A 19,795-nucleotide genomic window follows, 5' to 3' on the forward strand; every position below is an offset into this window, starting at 1 on the left:
ACTGTATGCTGGCATGGAATTGCATTTGATAAAATTGGTTTTAGCTGGGCGCTTAAGGAGGCTTATGAATACTAAAGAGAGGAAACCAGATGAGAGTTTGAAGATTGCAGAACGTCTGCTTGGCGGATTCCCTGAACCTTCGGCAATTCTTTCCATCAAGGGTAAGATTGTCGTTAAAAACACAAGGTGGGAAGGGCTAGTTGCCGCTTACTACTGTGAAATGAGTTTCATAAGAAATGATGAATTCGATTTTCAAAGCTTTCTTTCTCTGTTGGATGGCCCGGCAACCAGCAGATTCAGAGCAGTTATGGACGGTCATGAAGCCAATGAGTACTTCTCGCTAGAAGATGAAGGCCAACGTGGAGGTTTTTCATTGACGATTAGCATCTCTTCTTTGGGTATATCGGAAGAGCTGTCTTACTTGATTTCCATTAGGGATAACAACGAATCCAGTTGTCTTATGAATGCGCTGAAAGATATGGCCTTTTCCGATCCACTCTCGGGATTTGGAAACGAGAGCTCCATGCATTCCTTTCTGACCGAAAGGATTTTTCTTTCGAAACAAGAAGGCTCCTCATTCCATGTGATCTGTATCTTCCTCTCTGGGATAAAAGAAATCACTGCGATGTTTGGAAAGAAGACGTCGGATGGGTTTTTGCACAGATTCTGCCGGAGGCTCGCCAAAGAATCATCTGAAGAAAGGCTCTTCAGAATCATGGAGGATGTTTTCATAATCGCAATGGATTCCGGTGAAAGGTACACTGTTTCTTCTATGGTGTCTTCACTTGTTTCAAGTCTTGAGAGACCTGTTTTCATAGGCGATACAGAGATATTGCCCTCGGTGTTGATAGGAGTCTGTCAGTTCCCAGTAGATGGAGAAAGCTCGGATTCCCTCTTGAGCAATTGCTTTTCAGCCGCGTTTAACGCAAAGAGGAAAAATCTGAAGTGGAGCTTCTATTGTTGATCAGTGGAGATAGAAAACAACCGCATCAAACTCTCCTCTATTGGAACCCACATCGCCATCATTGGAAGCCGAATAACCCGCTACAGCAAATCCGTCGCCGCAACTCGCGATCGAAAGACCCACATCTTCCATGTCTCCGCCCAGGAAGGTTTGCCAAAGCAGTCTTCCATTGTTATCAAGCTGCAGAATCCAGAAATCGCTGTGGGTTAACCCGGTCTTTCTCAACGATGAACTCTCATGACCAGTTGAACTGACATTCGACTCAGAGAAACCCACCGCCTGAACTCCTCCGGAAGGTGTCAAATAGAAATCCTTTATTACATCGTTGCCGTCACCACCGAATGTTTTTGTCCACAGGACTTCTCCTTCGGTTGAGACCTTAACAACATAACCATCATAATCTGGACTCTGCCTGTGAGAGAAGGTCCCATTAGTGGAGTTAGTAGAGCCACTGATAAAGATGTCGCCAGAAGGGTCTACCTTCACAGAAGAAGGAGAAACCTCGGTTTCTCCTGCCAGCACGCGTGACCAAATCAGGTTTCCTTCTCTTGAAACCTTCAGGACAAGAGTTGATGAGAATTCTATAGTGATTTCATTAACCGTCAGTTTACTCCCTGAATTTCCCTCTGCGTCTCCGTCATCTGATGTGGTCTCTGCAACAATAACAATGTCACCATTAGGATCAAGATCAAAAGCTACTGCCCTATCGAAAGAGCTGCCACCAAACGATTTCCGCCAAACCTCTTTTCCAAAGTTATCTAGCTTCAAGAGCACCACATCGCTTTTGATACCATCAAGTGAAGAATTAGTTCCCAAAAGAAAGTATACATCTTCAGACTCTATCACCGAAGCAGCTTCACATAATGGCCCGTGGATCTGGAACCTCCAACTCTCATTGGCAAATCTGTCAAGTTTGATCGCAATTAGAGTAGATGATTCTCCGATCTTCATTCCCGATGATCCATGCACTCTACCTGAAACAAGAAACCCGCCGTCAGAAGTAGCGATTACATCACTGAACTCAGTCCAACCCAGATCGAATCTCTTCTGCCAGGCAAGGTACCCATTTCCATCTAGTCGCACAATCCACCCATCTCTTGAAGGGCTGCCGGGTGTTGCATTAGTTAGTGTGAAACTTTCCGATGATCCTGCTAGAATCAAACTTCCATCGGATAATGCCCTCACCCTTGTGAAGATATCCCTTGATTCGCTACCCATAATCCTTTTCCACAATAAGCCTGGTATTGTCTTTGTTGAGAATGACCAGATAGGACTCTTTACTGAACCGCCCTTTCCGTCATCTGCGACAACCTGCCAGAAATACCTCACCCCGTCTTCAAGAGGGGGTAGCGAATAGTGATTCTCCGTTATGTTCTCGACCAGTTTTTCCAGCTCCGCACTCCCAAAAAACAGATCGTACGACAGAGGGTCTCCGTCCGGGTCAGCACATTTCCACGAAAGAACGAGATCACTGAAAAAGTCTTCGATCCCATCTTCAGGAAAAGGGAAAAAAGGCTCTAGAGGCCATTGATTTTTGTCCATAATGATTATGCTGAAGGTTTCACAGTGCCACTGTTTCAACTCATCTATCGCTTTAATGGTTACTCTATGCGCTGAAGGGGCTTCGGTAAATGTAGCAGTGTAACTGTATTTGTAATCCTTTATGAAACCTACTCCACTCACCAACTCGTATTTCACATTGCCGGACTCTGAAATAGTGACCTCTCTCAAGTCGATTTCGAGGGTTTCGCCTTCAAGAAGCTTCTTGTTATCTATTCTTAGTAATGGTGGTTGAAGCGAGTTCTCTATTAAGACTTCAATCGGAATGACTGCCGTTAAGGTATCCGATTGAACAACGATTTCAACATTATCTTTGGGGAGGTTGAGTTGCCTTGAATCAATCAAAAGCAAATCGTCAACTATTTTACCGTTTCCGCCAACCACCGAAAAAGAGAGGCTATTTCCGTTACTTTTCACGAGATCTGTAAGTGAAAGCGAAAGCTGTTCTCCGAACTTGATCCTGATTGCTTCAGTCTGAAGCAACTCGAAATCTTGTGTCTGTCGTCTCAGCAGCCCGAGACCAAGAACGGCTGCCAGGGCAGCAGAGCTTACCAAAATTATGAAAAGCATCCTTTTCATGTCAAAGTCTTACCTTACGTCTCTTCTTCTTTGAGGAGTGTGTAATCTTGAGAAGGAAACCCATGGTTATTGCCAAAATTGGGATTAACCAAGCCCAGGATGTAATCGAAGCTTTCTTATCCTCAGGAGGAGCCATAAGCGTGAAACTCGCTTGAGTAGAGTTCCCTTCAACGTCATTAACAGTAACAATGTATTCTCCGTATCCATTTACAATAATATACATTTCCCTTTCTCTTTCGTTTACCGGGTAAGCCTTTCCAGAAACGACAACCTCTTTCACATTTACGTCATCTCTGACCGTGAAAGTCAGTATTCTTTCATTGTCGGAAGCGGCAAACTGGACTGGATCGCCATAAATATCAGGATACCCTGTTGAAACTGGATTCACAGAGAGGTACATCTTCTCTAGCCATCCGTAACCTGTAACAAAGTAGCAACTCTCGCCTTCTTCAGTTGCCTGCACCTCTTGGCCCTGTCTGAGGCTCTCATGATCCTCGGAAACCCAGAATCTTCTCGGTTCTGCTTCAATAGCAAAGGTTGCGGCACTCTTGTTCCCTTCACAGTCAAAAGCATAAACGGTATAAACACCCGTTCCTTGAACTTCAGTCTTTATTTCTTCTGAAGCAGAATTGACTTCGAGTGTTGAGACTGTGAGATCTGGTGAGACGATTTCGACGGTAGTTACGGTAGCGTTATCCGAAACGGAAAACTCAAGATACTTGGTTTCCCCTAGCGAGACTCTCTGCACTCCTTCACCTTCTATTAGGGGAGGTTCAACGTCCGGAGCAGATCTGGAGAATGAGTCCTTGTCGAGCCACTCGCCGTTCACTAGGAAGGCTGTCTCTCTTGAATCATCTATGATAACCCTGTCACCCCTTTGATAAACTCCGATATCTTTGACAACGTACATTACTATCTCTTCAAAGCGCACCGTAAGAGTTCTTTCGTCGTAGAGCCCCGAACTATCGTAAGCTCTTATAATATAGTCACCGGCGCCATCTGGCTCAAAGACAACTTCCCTGTCCGCTCCAATTGCGACTTGCTCTCCATTTACTGTCACTTGCGTCACGGATTGAGAGACAGAAAAACCGACAAAGGCTTCCTCTATGGTGATGTTCTGAATCGAAGGGCCGTAAATCTTTGGCAATTTGTCAAGTTGGAGAAGAAGCGAGTTGATCTGCTTTGCTACTTCCGATGGTTTTGCTCCTTCATTTGTGCTTACTCGATCAAGTGCCTTTGAAGAAGAAACCCAATTTCCAAGAGCATTGTAAGAGAAATACTCTCCGTCTCCAAAGCCTATAAGAGTCCCTATTGCTGAGCCTTTTTCGATATCCCATATCTTAATAGTCCCGTCTGTGGAAGAAGAATATAGGGCATAACCATCACTCGACAGAACAATCTCCGTTACGTCCCAGTTATGACCCGTAATCATATTTACCAGGCTGAGTGACGGAAGAGAAAGAAGTTTTATCGTTCTGTCACAAGAAGCCGTGTAGACCACAGCATCTTCGACTAGTATCTTCGTGACTCGCGCGTTGTGGGCTCTTGAAGTCTTAAGTGGAGACCACGTTTTTACATCGTAGGATTTCAAGTGACCGGCTTCGGAGCCCAGAATTAGAATCGTCCTCTCCCGATCCATGGAGACGGCAGTGAGAGATCCAACCTCGGCTCTGATAACCTTTACTTGTTGACCTGTTGAAGTATCCCAGATTCTTAGGGTCCCATCCTCTGAAGCGGAGTAAAGACGATTCTGTTCGGGCCAATCGACTATCGAGTGCACCGGTCCAGAGTGGCCTCTTAGAGTCCTTATGAAAGAGAGAGAAGAAAGCGACCAAACTTTCACCGTTGCATCAGAACTGCATGAATATAGTGTTTTACTATCATCTGTTACTATCAAGTCATTCACAGCACTTGTATGACTGCTAAGGACTTTGATCTTATTGCCAGTCTTGAGATCCCATACGATGATCATTCCATCATCATAACCGGCAATTCCCATCTTTCCGTCAGGCGAAACGGCTACTGAAGTAACCCAAGCGCTGTTCAGTAAGAGGTTGTTTAGGAGCCTTCCATCTAGAAGACTCCAAACTTTGACCGTATTATCGATATAACCCGAAACCAACTTCTCTCCGTCGGAACTGACAGCAACTGAAGTAACACTGAATGCCTTGCCATCAGGCAAGTAGTCTATACCAACCGCAATGAGAGAACAAAGCAAAATAACAAAGAGTGTAACTTTTCTCAAATCTATCACCCTGACTGGAGTTCTCAAACAATTCTACCATTCATGACCGATAAGAAACAGCTTGGACTATTCTTCAAGAAATCTCTGAATCTCTAATCGATGGCCGTCCGGATCGCTTGTGAAGAAGTGATAGATATTGAACTCCTCATTAACTATCGGGTCGGTGCAAACTACTCCAGCACTGATCAATTTCCTGTGAAATTCATCAACATTTTCGGTCAATAACGTTATTATCGGATCGCCTTTTCTGGAACGATCATGAAGATGATTGCAGAACCCGAGCATGCCGCCTCCCGGGGTTGAAAAGATCAAGCATTTCCCCTGATCTTTAAACAAGTCCAGACCGATTAGGTCTTTATAGAATGTTCTCGCAGAGCCGAGATTACTTGTTCCAAAGAAGACTATGGAGTTTATCACCTTCAAGAACTATCCCTCCCTTTTAAAGTAAAGGCCCGATCTTTGATCGGACCCTTCCGGTTGATCTTTCATACATTATCGGGTGCTATGAGGAGAAGTCGCACTTAAAAGGGTGTTGGTGTGCTTTGCTCTGGCGTTGCCGTCTTTCACGTAACAGTACAATCTTTCATCTCGGCTTTTCAACTTTGAGACCTTTCGATGAGACAAGTAGTTCAGGAAATATGTATATTTTCAGTTGCGGAATAGTTGCAAATGCTTTACCGGCATCGATTTCTCGGTCAAGCGGTTAGCCTTTCAAGAGTCGCAATCACTTTCGAAAAGCAAAAAGAGATAGAGAAAGAAGCGATCTTTGGTACAACGAAAGAAGGCTCATTCTTTGCTTCTGACTCAACTACACTAAATTTGGTGCTGAAACAAATCGCAAGCACAGTCGAGTTGATCGTCTTCAGAAGTAACTTACTGTGGTAAAAGCAAACCGCGCCTCAAAACCTCCTTATTTGAGGGAAGAACCCAGTAGTCTCCCGTGGCCTGTGGCATAGGTTATCGATCTAGTGTGTCCGCTGCAGTCACCGATGAACTTCAAATTGCTGTATCTGCCGTTGTCTATCTTATTTGAGTAGAACTTGACCTCAACAGCATACATCAGATTGTCAGGATAAGAGATACCGGGAATAACCTCGCTCAGTTTCTCAATAAACTCAGTGATGGAAACGGAAATTCTCCTTGGCAAGACTAGGTTGATGTCGCCAAGAATGAAATCTCTTTCGGGCAATGTAGGCTTGACTCTTCCCAGCCTCTTGGTTCTCTTGCTTTGGATGAAGTCTTCATAAGTCTGCGAAATGACTTTCCTACCTCCGGCAAGAATGTTGCTTAACCTACTTATATATGAGCCATAACCAATCGGATCGTGAAAAGGTTCCGTGAACCGTGTTGTACATAGAATGGCGAAGTTTGTGTTTTCGGAGCTTCCATCAGAATTTGAATGACCGTTAACCGTTACGAAGTCGTCGTAATTCTCTAGCACAACCTTTCCCGAGGGGTTGTTACAGAAGGTTCTTACAGTGTAGCCTGTTTTGGTCTTCAATCTGACTTTGAACTCGTACATTTCGTTGTTGATCTCTTCCACTACATGATCAGGCAGCTCGAATCTCACTCCAATATCCACAGTATTACTGGACACAACGATCTCAGGATATCGAGCGGTAACCTTTTTTATCAGAGCATGACCACTCCTTCCTACTGCAATAACCACGTAATCAAACTCGGCCTCAAATCTCTCTCCTTGAAGAACTATCTTGGAGTCTTCGATATTTATTCCGTCGACTCTGGAGTCAAAATGGAAGTGGATGTTCTTTCTATTCGAAAACTCATCGAAGATCCTTGTCAATACTGAACCGAGTTTATCCGTACCTATGTGCCAGAATTTCGAGTTAACGGGCTCAAAACCTTTCTCATAGAAGAGATTAAAGAAACGCGACTTTCTATCAAAAGAGATACCGGTCTTGACTTGGAGGCTGTCGTCTGAGTCCAGTTTTCCCAAATAGTAATCAACTACTTCTTTTTGAACAGAAATAGGTATTTCCATGTCGCCGCCCATGGTATCGGAAACGAAAATCTTACCGTCGGACCTGATACCGCTTATGCTTGAACCGAAAATGTCTTTGGAACGTTCCAGGATATGAATCTCATGGTTTTCACCCAATATCTCGCTTATGAACCCTATTGATGCCGCACCAAATCCAACTACTCCGATTTTCATGAAATGAGTCCCTGAAAGGACATTTCACCTCCCGGTAATTGTATTATTCCCAGCTAAACTTATACTCATATAGCCCCAATTCATCACGAAGCTGTACTAGCTGCTTTCTTAGAACCGCATTCAAAGGGGCCCCTTTATCTTTTCTCGATTGCCATGCAATGTATTCCTTTTCTCCGGCAGTATAGATTCGTTCTTGATTGGGAGCCTTCCTTGATGCCCTTAGCTCTCTAAGAATATCGCCTGCCGTCTTCTTGAACTCTGCTATTGGACTGAATGGTTCGATGTTGATCGCAATGAAGAAGTGACCGATTGGGATGGGTTGCTTTTCCTGTGCTGGTCCAAATCCTGATAACATCTTCAAGAAACTGCCCGCTTGCAGTGCCGCAGATAAAATCTCAACGACAGTTGCATAGCCATATCCCTTGTATCCTCCTGTCTCCTCACCTATTCCTCCTAGAGGGGTTAAGGCTGCCTTTCCCTTTGTCAGGTCAATAAGGATTTCCTGAGTGTCCGTCCTCGGTTTGCCGTCGAAACCAATAACCCACCCTTCAGGAATCTCCTTTCCTGCACGAGCATAGACCTCTATCTTTCCCCTTTGAGCCACAGACGTTGCACAATCAAGGACGAAAGGAAACTCTTCGTCTGTGGGTATTCCGAAGGTCAGCGGATTGGTTCCTAGCATGTTTTCTACCCCGAAGGTTGGAGCAATTGACGGACGAGCATTTGTGCCGGTTATTCCAATCATGCCCTCATTGATTGCCATCATTGGATAATAGCCGGCTATCCCGTAGTGCGTTGAATTGCGCGCTGCAACCATGCCCATTCCATAAGCTTTTGCCTTTTCGATAGCAAGCTTCATGGATCGATAAGCAATCACATGCCCCATTCCATTGTGCCCATCTACTACAGCCGTAGTGGGACTTTCTCTAACGATCTCGAAGTCTGTTACTGGATTCTGAACTCCATCCCTGATTCGATCGACATATATAGGCTTCAATCTACCTACGCCGTGTGAATCGATACCTCTCTTGTCCGATGCAATAAGAACATTAGCACAAATTCCGGCATCTTCATCCGGAACTCCAACGCCAACAAAGACATCTTTCATAAAGGTTTCAAGAGTATCAAAGTCGACCCAGATAACATCATCATATATGTTTCCCACAAAATCGCCTCCTTGTCTTTCTTCTCAGTTAATTATACATTCTGACAAAACTATGTACAGTTTCGGTCATTAAGAGATTCATCACATCATCTGAAGGTCTTCTTCTATTTCGATTTTCTTCTCATGCAAAGCCGGCTTTTGAATGCATATCGGCTACTTGCTTTTCGGAGGTGCAATCGAGTAGAATGGATTGATAGCAGATTTCCCGCATTTGGTGATAGGTTGTTTGCAGTGTTATCTTCTGACGAAGGAACGGTGAGTGTGGTTGAAGGACAGAATTGGACCGGGAATATACCTGTACCCAATGCCTCTTGTAGTTATAGGTACGATGAATGAAGAAAGACCTAATTATACGACTGTCGCGTTTTGTGGGGTAGTGGAGGTTCAGCCGCCGATGCTTCAGATTTCTTTGGCGAAGACTAGATTGAGTTGCAATAATATTGAAGAATCTGGATGCTTTAGTGTAAATGTGCCCTCTCTTGATATGCTTAGAGGGGTAGATTATATGGGGATCTACTCCGGAAAGACAACCGACAAGTCGGAGCTTTTCAATACTTTCATGGGAGAGACCGTGGGAGCTCCGATGATCAGTGAAGCACCACTCAATATGGAATGCAAACTTATCGAGAGTTTCGAGTTCGGTGGAATGCATGTAACTTTTGTAGGTGAAGTTGTTCAGACATACTGCGCCGAGTCATGTCTGGTTGATGGACTCCCGGATATCAAGAAGATCAGTCCGGTTGTCTTTTCAGTATATGACAATTCATATTGGTCCATAGGTATGCATCTCGGTAAGGCATGGAACATAGGTGTGAAATACACCCCTCCAAGAGATGGAACAGAATAGTTCGGAGGGGTGGTAAGTTTCATTTCCTGTCGTAGGAAGTTGGCCCTTCAGGCCAATTGGTCTGATCCAGCCATTCTTGTGGATACCCAACAGGTTGAGCCATGTTCCCTTTTTCGCTTATGAACCCATCGTTGTATCTTACTATCAAGTATTCCGAAAAATCCCACCATGCCCTAATGATCTCTTCGGAGTTTCTTGCGCAGAACTTCGTCAAATACTCTGAAACCTCTTGCGGACCGTTAGAAGTCATAGCGGCAACATATGCCTCAACTTCTTGAAGACGACAAAGAGAAAGAGTCTCATATTTTTCTTGCATTAATCTGATATCCTCGTGCATGTAACTGTATTTCATAGAAGCCCAGTTCGAAACGAAGTTGAATGCCCACCACGCACTGTTCCTACTGAACTCCGAAGTGTCGCACACTTCCAAAGAATCAGGAAGAGCATTCACCCCTGCGTAGAATGGAATGAAACAAGTGTCTGCGGGCTTGTCGAGCCCTATCCACATCAACCCTCCTATTGGATCGGGAAGCCAGTCCCTTCCCTGGCAAACGAAAGTATAACCGCAATACGTAACCGATACGGGTCTTTCCCAAGCTCCGTCAAGTTTACGGGAGGGATCCCCTACATCTCCCTGGCCATCATATGGACCATAGAATCTGTCAGGATTACCAAATGGGCCGGCGGCAATTCCTTTTGTGAGGTCGAACTCCGTTCCTTCATAGTGATCTCTGTAAAGGTTCATTACATCTCTTGCAGAAAGCTTCTTGTCGGGTTTCACAGAGAAGGGATACTCTCTTGTGAATCCATCCTCAACCCATGGGGAGAAGTTCATGCTGGGAGCAATCAGAGAGAACAAGCGCCACACTCTTCTCAAAGAGTAATAGGGATGGTTGTACTCGCCTAGACTAACAGTCCTCAGCCAGTCAAGAAGCCCCTCTTCTGGGTTCCACCAGCCGTGTTTCTCAGCAATATCGTGAAGAGTTTTCCCAAAGAGTATATCGGGATCTTCAGGATCGATTTCCCTTATTCGAAACTGATTAGCGGCCACAAAAACCTCTCCATCGGGAACTCTCTTTGCTACCCATAATCCTCCAGTGCCCTCAGGCGAAGGAGCCATCTCGATAATCCAAGCTTCGTTTGGGTCAGCAACCGGAAGGGTCTCTCCTGTGCCGTAGTAGCCATATTCTTCAATGAGGAAACCAATCAGGTCAACTGCTTCACGTGCAGTTTTGCAACGCTCGAGAGCAACGCGAGAAAGCTCAGAGGAATAGAATATCCTTCTGCCTGGCTCAGGTCCGATCTGTATCTTTGCTCCATCAGTGCATTCTCCGAACATCAACTGATGTTCGTTCATGATTCCGTATGATCCGTCAAAGTAAGCATAAGTATGTAATACTTGGGGAATCATTCCGATAGGAATCGATGGAGGATATTGCGGTGTATCATAGGCCGATGCTCTTGCAGATACAATTCGCGGATAGATGAAGCTGTTGTACTGAGGAAACTCCCCAATTGCGACTGCAGTGCAGTATACAGGTCTGAACGAGCCTGGTTCATGGTCTCTAGCAGGCACGTAGACGATTCTTTGATCGGCAAGGTCGTTGTCGTCTGAATGAGCAACAATCATAGATCCATCGACACTCGCACCCTTTGTCACAATAAGAGTAGTACAGGCAAAGGAAGCTGATGCCAAAGTCAGAACAAGAATTGCACCAAAGACACTCAAGACTTTCAAAGCTATTCACCTCACTTGGTTTGAAAGGCAAGTACTGAATCTTGGTTTCTGCCAACCATCAAATATACTCCTACAGCAGAAGATAAAGGAACTTCTTTTCTTGTCTCTTTTTTGGTAGACTTAGACGGCTTGTAAGAAATCAATTCAGACAGTCAGTGCTAGAATCAAAGGGAAAAAACCCTTTGCAATGAGTGGATGTTTCTGTCATCAAGGAGGTATGCAATGAATCAGAAAGGTCTCTTCAGTAAGAGGAAACCCCCATTGGGTTCAGTTCCGGGAACTCTAAGTATAGATGAAGAATCGCCTTTCCCAAGAATAAGACTTATCGAATTTGATTCGAATTCATTGAGAGAAGAGGTTGTTGATGATTTGACCGGGCTTCAGTCCGTTGTATTAGAGAAAGAGAAGATTCACTGGATCGATGTACAGGGATTGGGAGATGAGTCAACTATTCGGAAGCTTGGTGACATTTTTTCTCTTCATCCGCTTGCACTTGAAGATATCACGAACGTCCCGCAGATCCCCAAAGTTGAAGAGTATGATAACTGTGTCTTTCTATGCCTTCCCATGCTGAGGATGGAAGATGTGAATCTGATTTCGGAGCAGGTGAGTCTCTTCGTAGGCGAAACTTTCGTACTTACATTCCAAGAAAGATACGGAGATGTTCTTGATCCTGTTAGGAATAGGATTCGAAGGAAGGCCCAGATAAGACAAATGAACAACGATTACACAGCTTACGCAATAGTCGATACAATCGTCGATAATTACTTTCCGGTGTTGCAGAATCTCGGAAATGAACTCGAAAACCTTGAAGATCAGTTGGTGGAAACGATGGCAAAAGAGAGTCTTAAAGAGCTTTACTTCATCAAGCACAGACTGGCTCACTTGAAAAGGTTGTTATGGCCTACTAGAGAAGCAATTGGGCGCATTGCTAGAGATGGAAGTCTGTACTTCGGAAGTCGGACTATGCTTTACTTCCGAGATGTCTACGACCATGTGATGCAGTCAATTGATATGCTAGATCTGAGTCGAGACCTCGCGTCAGAGCTTATGAGCCTTTACCTTTCTTCTACAAGCAACAGGTTGAACGAAATCATGAAAGTATTGACTATCATATCGACGATTTTCATCCCTCTCTCTTTTATTGCGAGTCTATACGGAATGAATTTCCATTTCATGCCAGAACTGACTCTAAAGTGGGCATATCCTGTAGTTCTGGTCATAATGGGAGTTGTGGCAACGATCATGTTGTTTCTGGTGCACAAGAAAGGTTGGTTCAGGAAATGACTTCTACATTAAATGTTTTGAGCTTCAGTTAAGTTCTGTCGTAAATATCGCAAGAAGAGTGTTGGAAAAACCACAGAAACGAAGAAATCGGTATGATGTCTCTTTCGGCTGAATCTGAATTCAATTGAGGTTTACCGGAGCTTCTGGTTGAATAAAGCAGAGCTCATCGCTCACTTCCGAAAAATCAGTCAAGGGAAAAGCCTCTGTTGACTAGAGAAAGGCAGCAATCCACCACATCTGCGTCATAAATCCTGCCTGCTCCCTGCGTCAACTCAGTGATTGCGGCAAGTCTTTCATGAGCTGGCCTGTAGGGTCTGTGAGAGACGATCGCTTCAAATACGTCCGCGACCGAAACTATTCTGGTCTCAAATGGGATCTCTCTTCCTTTCAATCCCTGGGGATATCCTGAGCCGTCCAGTCTTTCATGATGTTGACGTACGATGCATGATATTGGCCACGGTAACTCAATTCTCTCAAGCATCCTGAAACCGGCTTCACTGTGGTTCTGAATAAGGGACCATTCATTCTCCGTCAATCTGCCCGGCTTGCTCAGAATTTCTGTTGGCACGGAGATCTTCCCGATGTCGTGCAGAAGAGCACCTTCTCTGACCGAGTCCAGTCGATCTGGGCTGAGCCCCATTTCAATGGCAATTGCAGTAGCAAGTTTGCTGACCCGCCTCTGATGACCGGCCGTGTAGGGATCCCTTACCTCTACCACTGTTGAAAGTGTCTCAATTAAGCTCCTGATAGTTCTTTCCGCAGACTCCGGAATCAAATTCTGATCTTCGTGATCAGCAAATGAATAGATGACTAGCGCTATGTCTGCCCCTTCGTGGGAATCTCTTATCGTTCTCACGAGAGCCGTGACTTGCAAGGTAGAGCCATCTTCTTTATGAATATTTAGAAGCCGTTTTTCACCAATACTTGATTTGAGAAAGGGAATCTCTCTGATTTGATCTCCTGAGTCCCTTATGAATCTGAACACCTTTTCGCCGAGTAATTGCTCTCTCCTTCTTCCAAAAAGCTTCTCGGCAGATTTACTAAAGAAGATTATCCTGCCCTGTTCGTCAGTCGAGAGTGTGGCTTCACTAGATGAATCTAGGATGCACTTTGCAGTGTGAAGCTCCGCTATTGCTCTAGCTTCCGTCGTCTTCTCTCTGTGGATACTGACCAGCTGCCGGTCTGAAAGAAGCCTAATCAGAACTTCTTCGAAGTATTCCCCTTCCGAAAGCGATATAATCTCTTCTCTTCCCGTTTTTGCAACCCTTCTCAACGCCCCAAGAAAAAGGTGATCGGCCTTGCTAATGGGTCTGCCAAGCGGAATGCCTTCCAGTACTGGGAGACGTGCAAGACGGTCTGTTTCGAAAGCAAGGTTCTTCAAAACCGGGACTATTGTCTCACAAGTTCTGTCAAAGGAGAAGATTGCAATGCCTGAAGTCTGTTCTTCAAAACTCTTTTCGAAAACTGTGCTTCGATAATTCTCACCGTCCTGAGAATAATTCCTACTTGAGAACTGCGAGGAACCTTTTCTTGGGATTGCTTCACTGTATGAGGGAATTGTATTTGTCCTTACTTCTGTGACCGTTGGATCAAGATAAACCTTCTTTGCTTTTTTCAGAATCTTCACTTCGCCTTGTTCGTTATTGTCGTGGTGAGAGAGAACGCTCCAGATTCCTCCATTATCATCTACGCAGATATCGTCAGAACCAAAAAGTGTTTCAAAAATCCTTCCAATTACATCTCCAAAGTGCCGTTGCGAAGCAGAGTTTTGAAAGGTGATCTTCCCAAATTCATCAACGAATATGACCGCTTCATCAATAAGGTCAAGGTAAGACCTTTTTAAACCATATGCAGACAAGGTATTCATCCCTCATTCTCATAATAATAAGTTCGAGCGTTGGTTTGAACATCAAGCGCGTTTCGTGGTGCTTCTCTATCACTTTAGATTCTAACACCATTTGCGTTACTTTTGAAATCTCTTTCCAGTGTAATCCTTCATCTTTATCCTACGAGGAATGCAGCGCACGTTTGATTAGTAATTTCGCAAAAGAAAAACTTGATAGGAACACAGAAGGGTCCTCTGAATAATGTCATCGCAGTATTAGAGATCCCTTTGAGTCTCCAAGCAGAATGCGTTCAAATCAAGAGTTATTGCCTGAACCGGCCATAATTGACTTCTTGTCCAGTTGCCTTGCTCAATACTCTATCCCCTTTCTAGCTTCAACTCCCCTATGGTAATAATGCTTGATCTCTCTCATTTCAGTGACGAGGTCTGCCTTCTCAAAAATCTCGGCCGGAGCATTTCTGCCAGTCAGAACAAGTTCGACGTTTGAGGGCTTCATCTCAAAAAGCTTCGTAATATCCTCTACTGTTACCAATCTGTAATGGCAAGCAATGAATATCTCGTCAAGAATAACGAGACCGAACCGTTCACTGCGCAAAACATCTCGGGATCTTGCAAGACCAGTGCGAGCAGCTTCAAGATCCTCTACTTCAGGATTTTCTCTAATGAAGCATTTCCTTCCAAACTGTTCAATGGTTATTCCGTCGATATAATTCGATAGCGCTTGTTCACTGTATTTCATACCCTTTATGAACTGACCGATGAAGACCCTCTCGCCCGCCATACATGCTCTTATCGCAAGACCAATAGCTGCAGTGGTCTTTCCTTTACCATTTCCGGTATAGATATGAATGTAACCCTTTTCCATAGTGACCCCCCGATCGTGAGTTAGTGTTATTCTACTTCGAAAGCAATGAGAGTTTGTGAATGTTTTGCGAACGAGTTGGTAACCAAGTTGGAATGGAATGATAAATTAATCGACATTAGTAGCATTTATGATTCTAGTGAAGTTCCGCTTTTCAAATAGTAGATTTGGCTTGAAATTCATGATGAGCAGCTGCAGAGTTACTAAGTTGACCAATATGTGAAATAAATCACATTACAGGAGGTATGAAAATGGCGAAGTATGAAGTAACTAAGTCTGTTGACGTAAGAGGAGAAGTCTGTCCAGTACCGGATGTTGAAACCAAGAGGGCTCTGAAGAAGATGAAAGCCGGAGAGATACTCGAGGTTTGGATTGACTATGCCATGTCGAAAGAGAGAATTCCCGAGGCAGTCAAGGGAATGGGACACGAAGTTCTCGAAATCGAGGAAGTCGGGAACAGCGAGTGGAAGATCTATATCAAAGTAAAGTGAAAAAAGGGGTGAGATGACATGGCCTGGACGGGTCTATTAGTTGGTCTCGTTTTTGGAATCATTCTTCAAAGAGGCAGAGTGTGTTTCAACTCGGCTTTTAGGGATGTTTTGTTATTTAAGGATAATTACCTTTGGAAACTGGGTTTTCTTGCAGTCGGGTTACAGATGATCACCGTTCTCTTTGTGGCTCAGATGGGCTGGATAAGGATTGCTCCTCCGACGCTTAATCTGTTTGGGAATATTGTTGGTGCCTATGTATTTGGGCTGGGAATGGTTCTCGCCGGTGGATGTGCGTCAGGTGTTACTTATAGGTCCGGAGAGGGAATGACAACCGCAATGATAGCCGCGGTCTTTTACGGTATAGGAGCTATGGCAATGAGAGGAGGAGTATTTTCACCCATAAGGACTTGGGCGGCGCAATTTAACATAACAGTTGATGGGAATTCTTCCGTATATTTTGACAAGGTAGGGCCCACACTCGCGACAGTCCTGAATGTTAATCCCTGGATCCCTGCAGTAATACTAGCAGCTGTCTTACTTTGGTACACGCTTGGCACGAAGACCACGGAGAGAAAGACTAAGTTCAACTGGAAAGTTGCTGCGGTATCTCTCGCTGTTCTTTCTCCCATTGCATGGATAACAAGCGAGGCTGCTGGTCGAAATTACGGACTTGGTATCACCGGTGGTTGGGTCTCGATATTTGACTCCTACATCAGTAATCAGCCACTGAGATGGGATGGGTACGAAATAATCGGAATAATTCTGGGAGCACTCATCGCGTCAGTAATCGCCAAAGAATTCAAGTTGAGGATGCCGAAGAATCCGAAGACTTATCTCGTGGTTATGATAGGTGGAACAATGATGGGAGCAGGAGCTAACCTTGCCGGTGGATGTAATATCGGGCATTTCCTTTCCGGACTTCCAACTCTTGCCATTTCGTCAATAATCGCAAGTGTCTTCCTTATTCTCGGCAACTGGACAATGGCTTACATACTTTACAGAAAGTGAGGCGTCTGATTTGAAGATTACAATCCAGGTTTTTGCACCACCGTATTCATATGAGGATCTTGACACAGCAATTAAGATCGCGGAAGCAGGACTTGATAAAGGCCACGAAGTGACGGTTTTCCTCTTTGCCGATTCAATACTATCCGTTAACAGCAAAGTCAAACCGATAAGGATAGATAGAGACATTCCACGAAAACTCGAATCGCTAATACAAGAGAAGGGTTTGAAAGTGGAGATCTGCGGAATCTGTATGGACTACAGAGGTGTAACCAAGGATATGATTATCGAAGGTTCAAATCCAAGTGGTCTTCCCGAACTGGCTTCATTGATTTACAACAGCGACAGGTTTGTTAACCTGATGGCATGAGGTGCTGTATGGATAAGAAGATACTGTTTGTTGTTTATCAGGCTCCAGCAGGCTCTATTTGGGTCAATGAAGCCTTTAGGACTGCATTTGGAATGTATGGCGAAGATATTGAGCCATCTGTTCTTTTGATGGAAGAGGCAAGTGTTGCTTTTTCAAAGAAGACTAAGCCTGAATGTCTTGGCCTGCTCTCGATCTCCATGTGTTTTAGGTTTATCAAGAGGTACGAGACAGCAGTTTATGGTGTCAAAGAACATGTGGAAAAACTGAAAGTAAATGAAATCGAAGAGAGTTTCAGTGCACAATTAATAGCTGAAGCCGATATCGGAGAGTTCTTCCACAAGTTTGACAATGTAATCTTCATGTGAGGTGTCTGGTATGTATTTAATAGTAGTGAAAAACGGGCCCAATAATTCTGCCGATAGAATCAAGATCAGTGCGGCGAAAGATGGGGACAAGGTTGTCCTAATTCAGGACGGTGTTTTTTGGGGACTAAACGAATTGACCACAAAGGCGGAGGTCTTTGCTATTAAGGACGATGTTGAGGCCAGGGGATACTCAGCTGATGACGTTACCGTGCCTCTGATAACTTATGAAGGCTTCATTGACATAGTTGAGGAATGTGAGAAGTCAATAGGTTAGGCTATTATAGCGTGATGTGGGAGGTGCACTTCGTTCAGACGTGCACCTCTTTCTACGGGAGGGATTTTAGATGCCATTAAAGCTTCCGGATTTGTTTCGCACTTTCTCAAATCAGACAAGAATTGAAATAGTTACGATGCTGATGGACAACTTCCTAACTGCTTCAGAAATTGCGTCGCTACTTCAAATAGATTTGTCAACTGTATACAGACATCTGCAGCAAATGAAGAAGCTTGGGATACTTACTTCAAGACATTTGCATGGCGTTGAGAGATTCGACTTCAGTTCTCCACACATTTTCAGAATGCTTGATGAGGCAATCTCCTTCATAACGGAACTTAAGGGATTCAAGCCAATTTCCTGCTCTGAGGGAATATGCAGTTATTATCTGGGGGGCGAGCTTGATGTCATCGAGCCTGACCAGCTTCTCGATATGAGAGGCGAATCTTGTCCAATTCCGGATATTCAAGCAAGAAAGACTCTGGAAAACATGAATCCTGGAGAGGTACTGATTGTTATTGTAGACTATCCGCTCTCGGGGGAGAGAATTCCTGTGTCTATTCAGAAAGAAGGCCATGAGGTAATCAAAAAGATAGTTGATAAATACGGTGATATAAAGATTTATATAAGGAGGAGAGAAAATGCTTGATGCGGTTGTAATTGGTGGTGGGCCTGGCGGTTATGTTTGTGCAATAAGAATTGCTCAGCTGGGTAAGAGAGTTGCGCTCGTTGAAAAGGAACATCTCGGTGGGACGTGCACAAACTGGGGCTGCATTCCAACAAAAGCGATGCTGACTTCGGCCCATTTGTATACCGAAATAGCTGACAAGTCAAAGAGACTTGGAATCGAAATATCCGATCTTGATTATGATCTGAAGAAAATCATGGCTCACATGAATAGAACGATCACGATGTCTAGAAAAGGGATTGAACACCTCTTGAAGAAAAACGAAGTTGATTTCTTCAATGACACGGCTGTGATTAAGGATGCAAAGCACGTCCTCCTGGAGCAGAGAGGGGAGATTCTGGATACGAATAATATTGTTATCGCAAGTGGATCTGAACCCTCCATGTTTAGGCCATTCAGTGAAGTCGAAGGAATCTGGACAAGCAACGACGTTTTTCGAATGGAAGAAATGCCAGAAAGTCTAGTAATTGTTGGCGGTGGTGTTATAGGAGTTGAGTTTGCAACATTCTTCAGTTCATTCGGAGTGAAGACTACTATCGTCGAACTTGCAGACCATATCCTTCCATACGAGGATAGAGATGTTGCCGACGATATTCGAAAGTCATTGACAAGGCAAGGAGTAGAGATAATAGAGAGAACAAAGGTGACAGAGGTGGAGAAGGAGGAATGTACCTTCATTCTGAATGCCGAAGGTGAACAGGAGCTCTCACTCCAGGCTGAGAAAGTTCTTGTCGCAGTCGGTAGGCGACCGAGCATTAGCGAAGACGTAAGAAATCTTGGCCTCGAAATTGAAAGAGGAGTCATTACGAACAGCCGAATGCAGACAAACATTAAGGGCATTTATGCTATTGGCGACATAAGAGCCGGAACAATGCTTGCTCACGTGGCCAGCTACGAGGGGATAGTAGCGGCTCACAACATTGCTGGAGAAGAGATCGAAATGGATTACTCGGCAGTTCCCTCGATTATTTTCTCCAGCCCAGAGGTAGGATCAACCGGGATAAGGGAAGACGACATCGAAGACATGGAGAAAGTAAGTATCGCAAAATTCCCTTTGAGCGCAAATGGTAGAGCAAGAACTGTACTAGAAAACACTGGGTTTGTGAAGGTAATAGCAGATAAGGAAAGTGGAAAGGTTCTTGGTATGAGTATAGTTTCTCCTTCAGCTACAGAGCTAATAATGGAAGGGGTAATTGCGGTCAAGAACGGTTTAACGGTAGAAGAACTTGAGAACTCAATACATCCTCATCCTACGCTATCAGAGACAGTACTTGGTGCCCTAGAGGGTATTGATGGAATGAGCATCCATATCTAAAGTAGTTCCTTAGTTAAG

The 19,795-nt window shown here is 44.4% G+C and carries 18 protein-coding genes; 10 read left to right on the forward strand and 8 right to left on the reverse strand.

Going from position 1 to position 19,795, the window contains the following annotated elements; all coding sequences use genetic code 11:
- The first annotated feature begins 64 nt into the window (after window positions 1–64).
- Window positions 65–964, forward strand: coding sequence for a GGDEF domain-containing protein (locus Q502_RS02600; protein WP_165775322.1), 900 nt, complete (start codon window positions 65–67; stop codon window positions 962–964).
- Here the strand turns inward: Q502_RS02600 and Q502_RS02605 are convergent, their stop codons facing one another.
- The 5 genes from Q502_RS02605 to Q502_RS02630 form a co-directional block, all read right to left on the reverse strand.
- The gene (locus tag Q502_RS02605; RefSeq protein WP_099828820.1) at window positions 965–3,103 is read right to left on the reverse strand and encodes a hypothetical protein; all 2,139 of its coding nucleotides are present in this window, start codon (window positions 3,101–3,103) and stop codon (window positions 965–967) included.
- 1 nt (window position 3,104) lies between these two features.
- Window positions 3,105–5,348, reverse strand: a complete 2,244-nt coding sequence (locus Q502_RS02610) for a WD40 repeat domain-containing protein (protein ID WP_099829014.1) — start codon at window positions 5,346–5,348, stop codon at window positions 3,105–3,107.
- A gap of 66 nt (window positions 5,349–5,414) precedes the next feature.
- Entirely contained in the window at window positions 5,415–5,765 is a 351-nt protein-coding gene (locus Q502_RS02615; protein ID WP_243392226.1) for a VOC family protein, read from the reverse strand.
- Between the two features lie 493 nt (window positions 5,766–6,258).
- The gene (locus Q502_RS02625) at window positions 6,259–7,524 is read right to left on the reverse strand and encodes an NAD(P)/FAD-dependent oxidoreductase (protein WP_099828823.1); all 1,266 of its coding nucleotides are present in this window, start codon (window positions 7,522–7,524) and stop codon (window positions 6,259–6,261) included.
- 43 nt (window positions 7,525–7,567) lie between these two features.
- Window positions 7,568–8,689 carry an Ldh family oxidoreductase gene (locus tag Q502_RS02630; protein WP_099828824.1) on the reverse strand — a complete coding sequence of 374 codons (1,122 nt, stop codon included), beginning with the start codon at window positions 8,687–8,689 and terminating at the stop codon, window positions 7,568–7,570.
- 259 nt (window positions 8,690–8,948) lie between these two features.
- Here Q502_RS02630 and Q502_RS02635 point away from each other — a divergent pair, with 259 nt between their 5' ends.
- Window positions 8,949–9,536: a flavin reductase family protein gene (locus Q502_RS02635; protein ID WP_243392216.1), complete on the forward strand. Its 588-nt coding sequence runs from the start codon at window positions 8,949–8,951 to the stop codon at window positions 9,534–9,536.
- Window positions 9,537–9,555: 19 nt separating this feature from the next.
- On the opposite strand, the gene Q502_RS02640 is transcribed toward Q502_RS02635, so the two are convergent.
- Window positions 9,556–11,265, reverse strand: a complete 1,710-nt coding sequence (locus Q502_RS02640) for a C69 family dipeptidase (protein WP_347708248.1) — start codon at window positions 11,263–11,265, stop codon at window positions 9,556–9,558.
- 231 nt (window positions 11,266–11,496) lie between these two features.
- Here Q502_RS02640 and corA point away from each other — a divergent pair, with 231 nt between their 5' ends.
- Entirely contained in the window at window positions 11,497–12,561 is a 1,065-nt protein-coding gene (gene corA / locus Q502_RS02645) for a magnesium/cobalt transporter CorA (protein WP_099828826.1), read from the forward strand.
- A 184-nt stretch (window positions 12,562–12,745) separates the two neighbouring features.
- Here corA and Q502_RS02650 read toward each other — a convergent pair whose 3' ends face one another.
- Window positions 12,746–14,428 (reverse strand): HD domain-containing phosphohydrolase, encoded by a 1,683-nt coding sequence (locus Q502_RS02650; protein ID WP_099828827.1) that lies wholly within the window; start codon window positions 14,426–14,428, stop codon window positions 12,746–12,748.
- Between the two features lie 328 nt (window positions 14,429–14,756).
- Window positions 14,757–15,272, reverse strand: a complete 516-nt coding sequence (locus Q502_RS02655) for a cob(I)yrinic acid a,c-diamide adenosyltransferase (protein ID WP_099828828.1) — start codon at window positions 15,270–15,272, stop codon at window positions 14,757–14,759.
- A gap of 248 nt (window positions 15,273–15,520) precedes the next feature.
- Here Q502_RS02655 and Q502_RS02660 point away from each other — a divergent pair, with 248 nt between their 5' ends.
- From Q502_RS02660 to lpdA, 7 genes are all read left to right on the forward strand, one after another.
- Window positions 15,521–15,760, forward strand: a complete 240-nt coding sequence (locus Q502_RS02660; RefSeq protein ID WP_099828829.1) for a sulfurtransferase TusA family protein — start codon at window positions 15,521–15,523, stop codon at window positions 15,758–15,760.
- Between the two features lie 18 nt (window positions 15,761–15,778).
- Entirely contained in the window at window positions 15,779–16,768 is a 990-nt protein-coding gene (locus Q502_RS02665) for a YeeE/YedE family protein (protein ID WP_099828830.1), read from the forward strand.
- A 10-nt stretch (window positions 16,769–16,778) separates the two neighbouring features.
- Window positions 16,779–17,135, forward strand: coding sequence for a DsrE/DsrF/TusD sulfur relay family protein (locus tag Q502_RS02670; protein ID WP_099828831.1), 357 nt, complete (start codon window positions 16,779–16,781; stop codon window positions 17,133–17,135).
- A gap of 8 nt (window positions 17,136–17,143) precedes the next feature.
- Complete coding sequence (locus tag Q502_RS02675) at window positions 17,144–17,500, forward strand: intracellular sulfur oxidation protein (RefSeq protein WP_099828832.1); 357 nt, start codon at window positions 17,144–17,146, stop codon at window positions 17,498–17,500.
- Between the two features lie 10 nt (window positions 17,501–17,510).
- Window positions 17,511–17,774 carry a sulfurtransferase complex subunit TusB gene (gene tusB / locus Q502_RS02680; RefSeq protein ID WP_099828833.1) on the forward strand — a complete coding sequence of 88 codons (264 nt, stop codon included), beginning with the start codon at window positions 17,511–17,513 and terminating at the stop codon, window positions 17,772–17,774.
- Between the two features lie 70 nt (window positions 17,775–17,844).
- Window positions 17,845–18,423, forward strand: coding sequence for a sulfurtransferase TusA family protein (locus tag Q502_RS02685; RefSeq protein ID WP_099828834.1), 579 nt, complete (start codon window positions 17,845–17,847; stop codon window positions 18,421–18,423).
- Entirely contained in the window at window positions 18,416–19,777 is a 1,362-nt protein-coding gene (lpdA, locus tag Q502_RS02690; protein ID WP_099828835.1) for a dihydrolipoyl dehydrogenase, read from the forward strand. The genes Q502_RS02685 and lpdA overlap by 8 nt, the downstream gene beginning before the upstream one ends.
- Window positions 19,778–19,795 lie beyond the last annotated feature (18 nt).

This window comes from Mesotoga sp. Brook.08.YT.4.2.5.2. (assembly GCF_003351125.1).
Lineage (GTDB): Bacteria > Thermotogota > Thermotogae > Petrotogales > Kosmotogaceae > Mesotoga.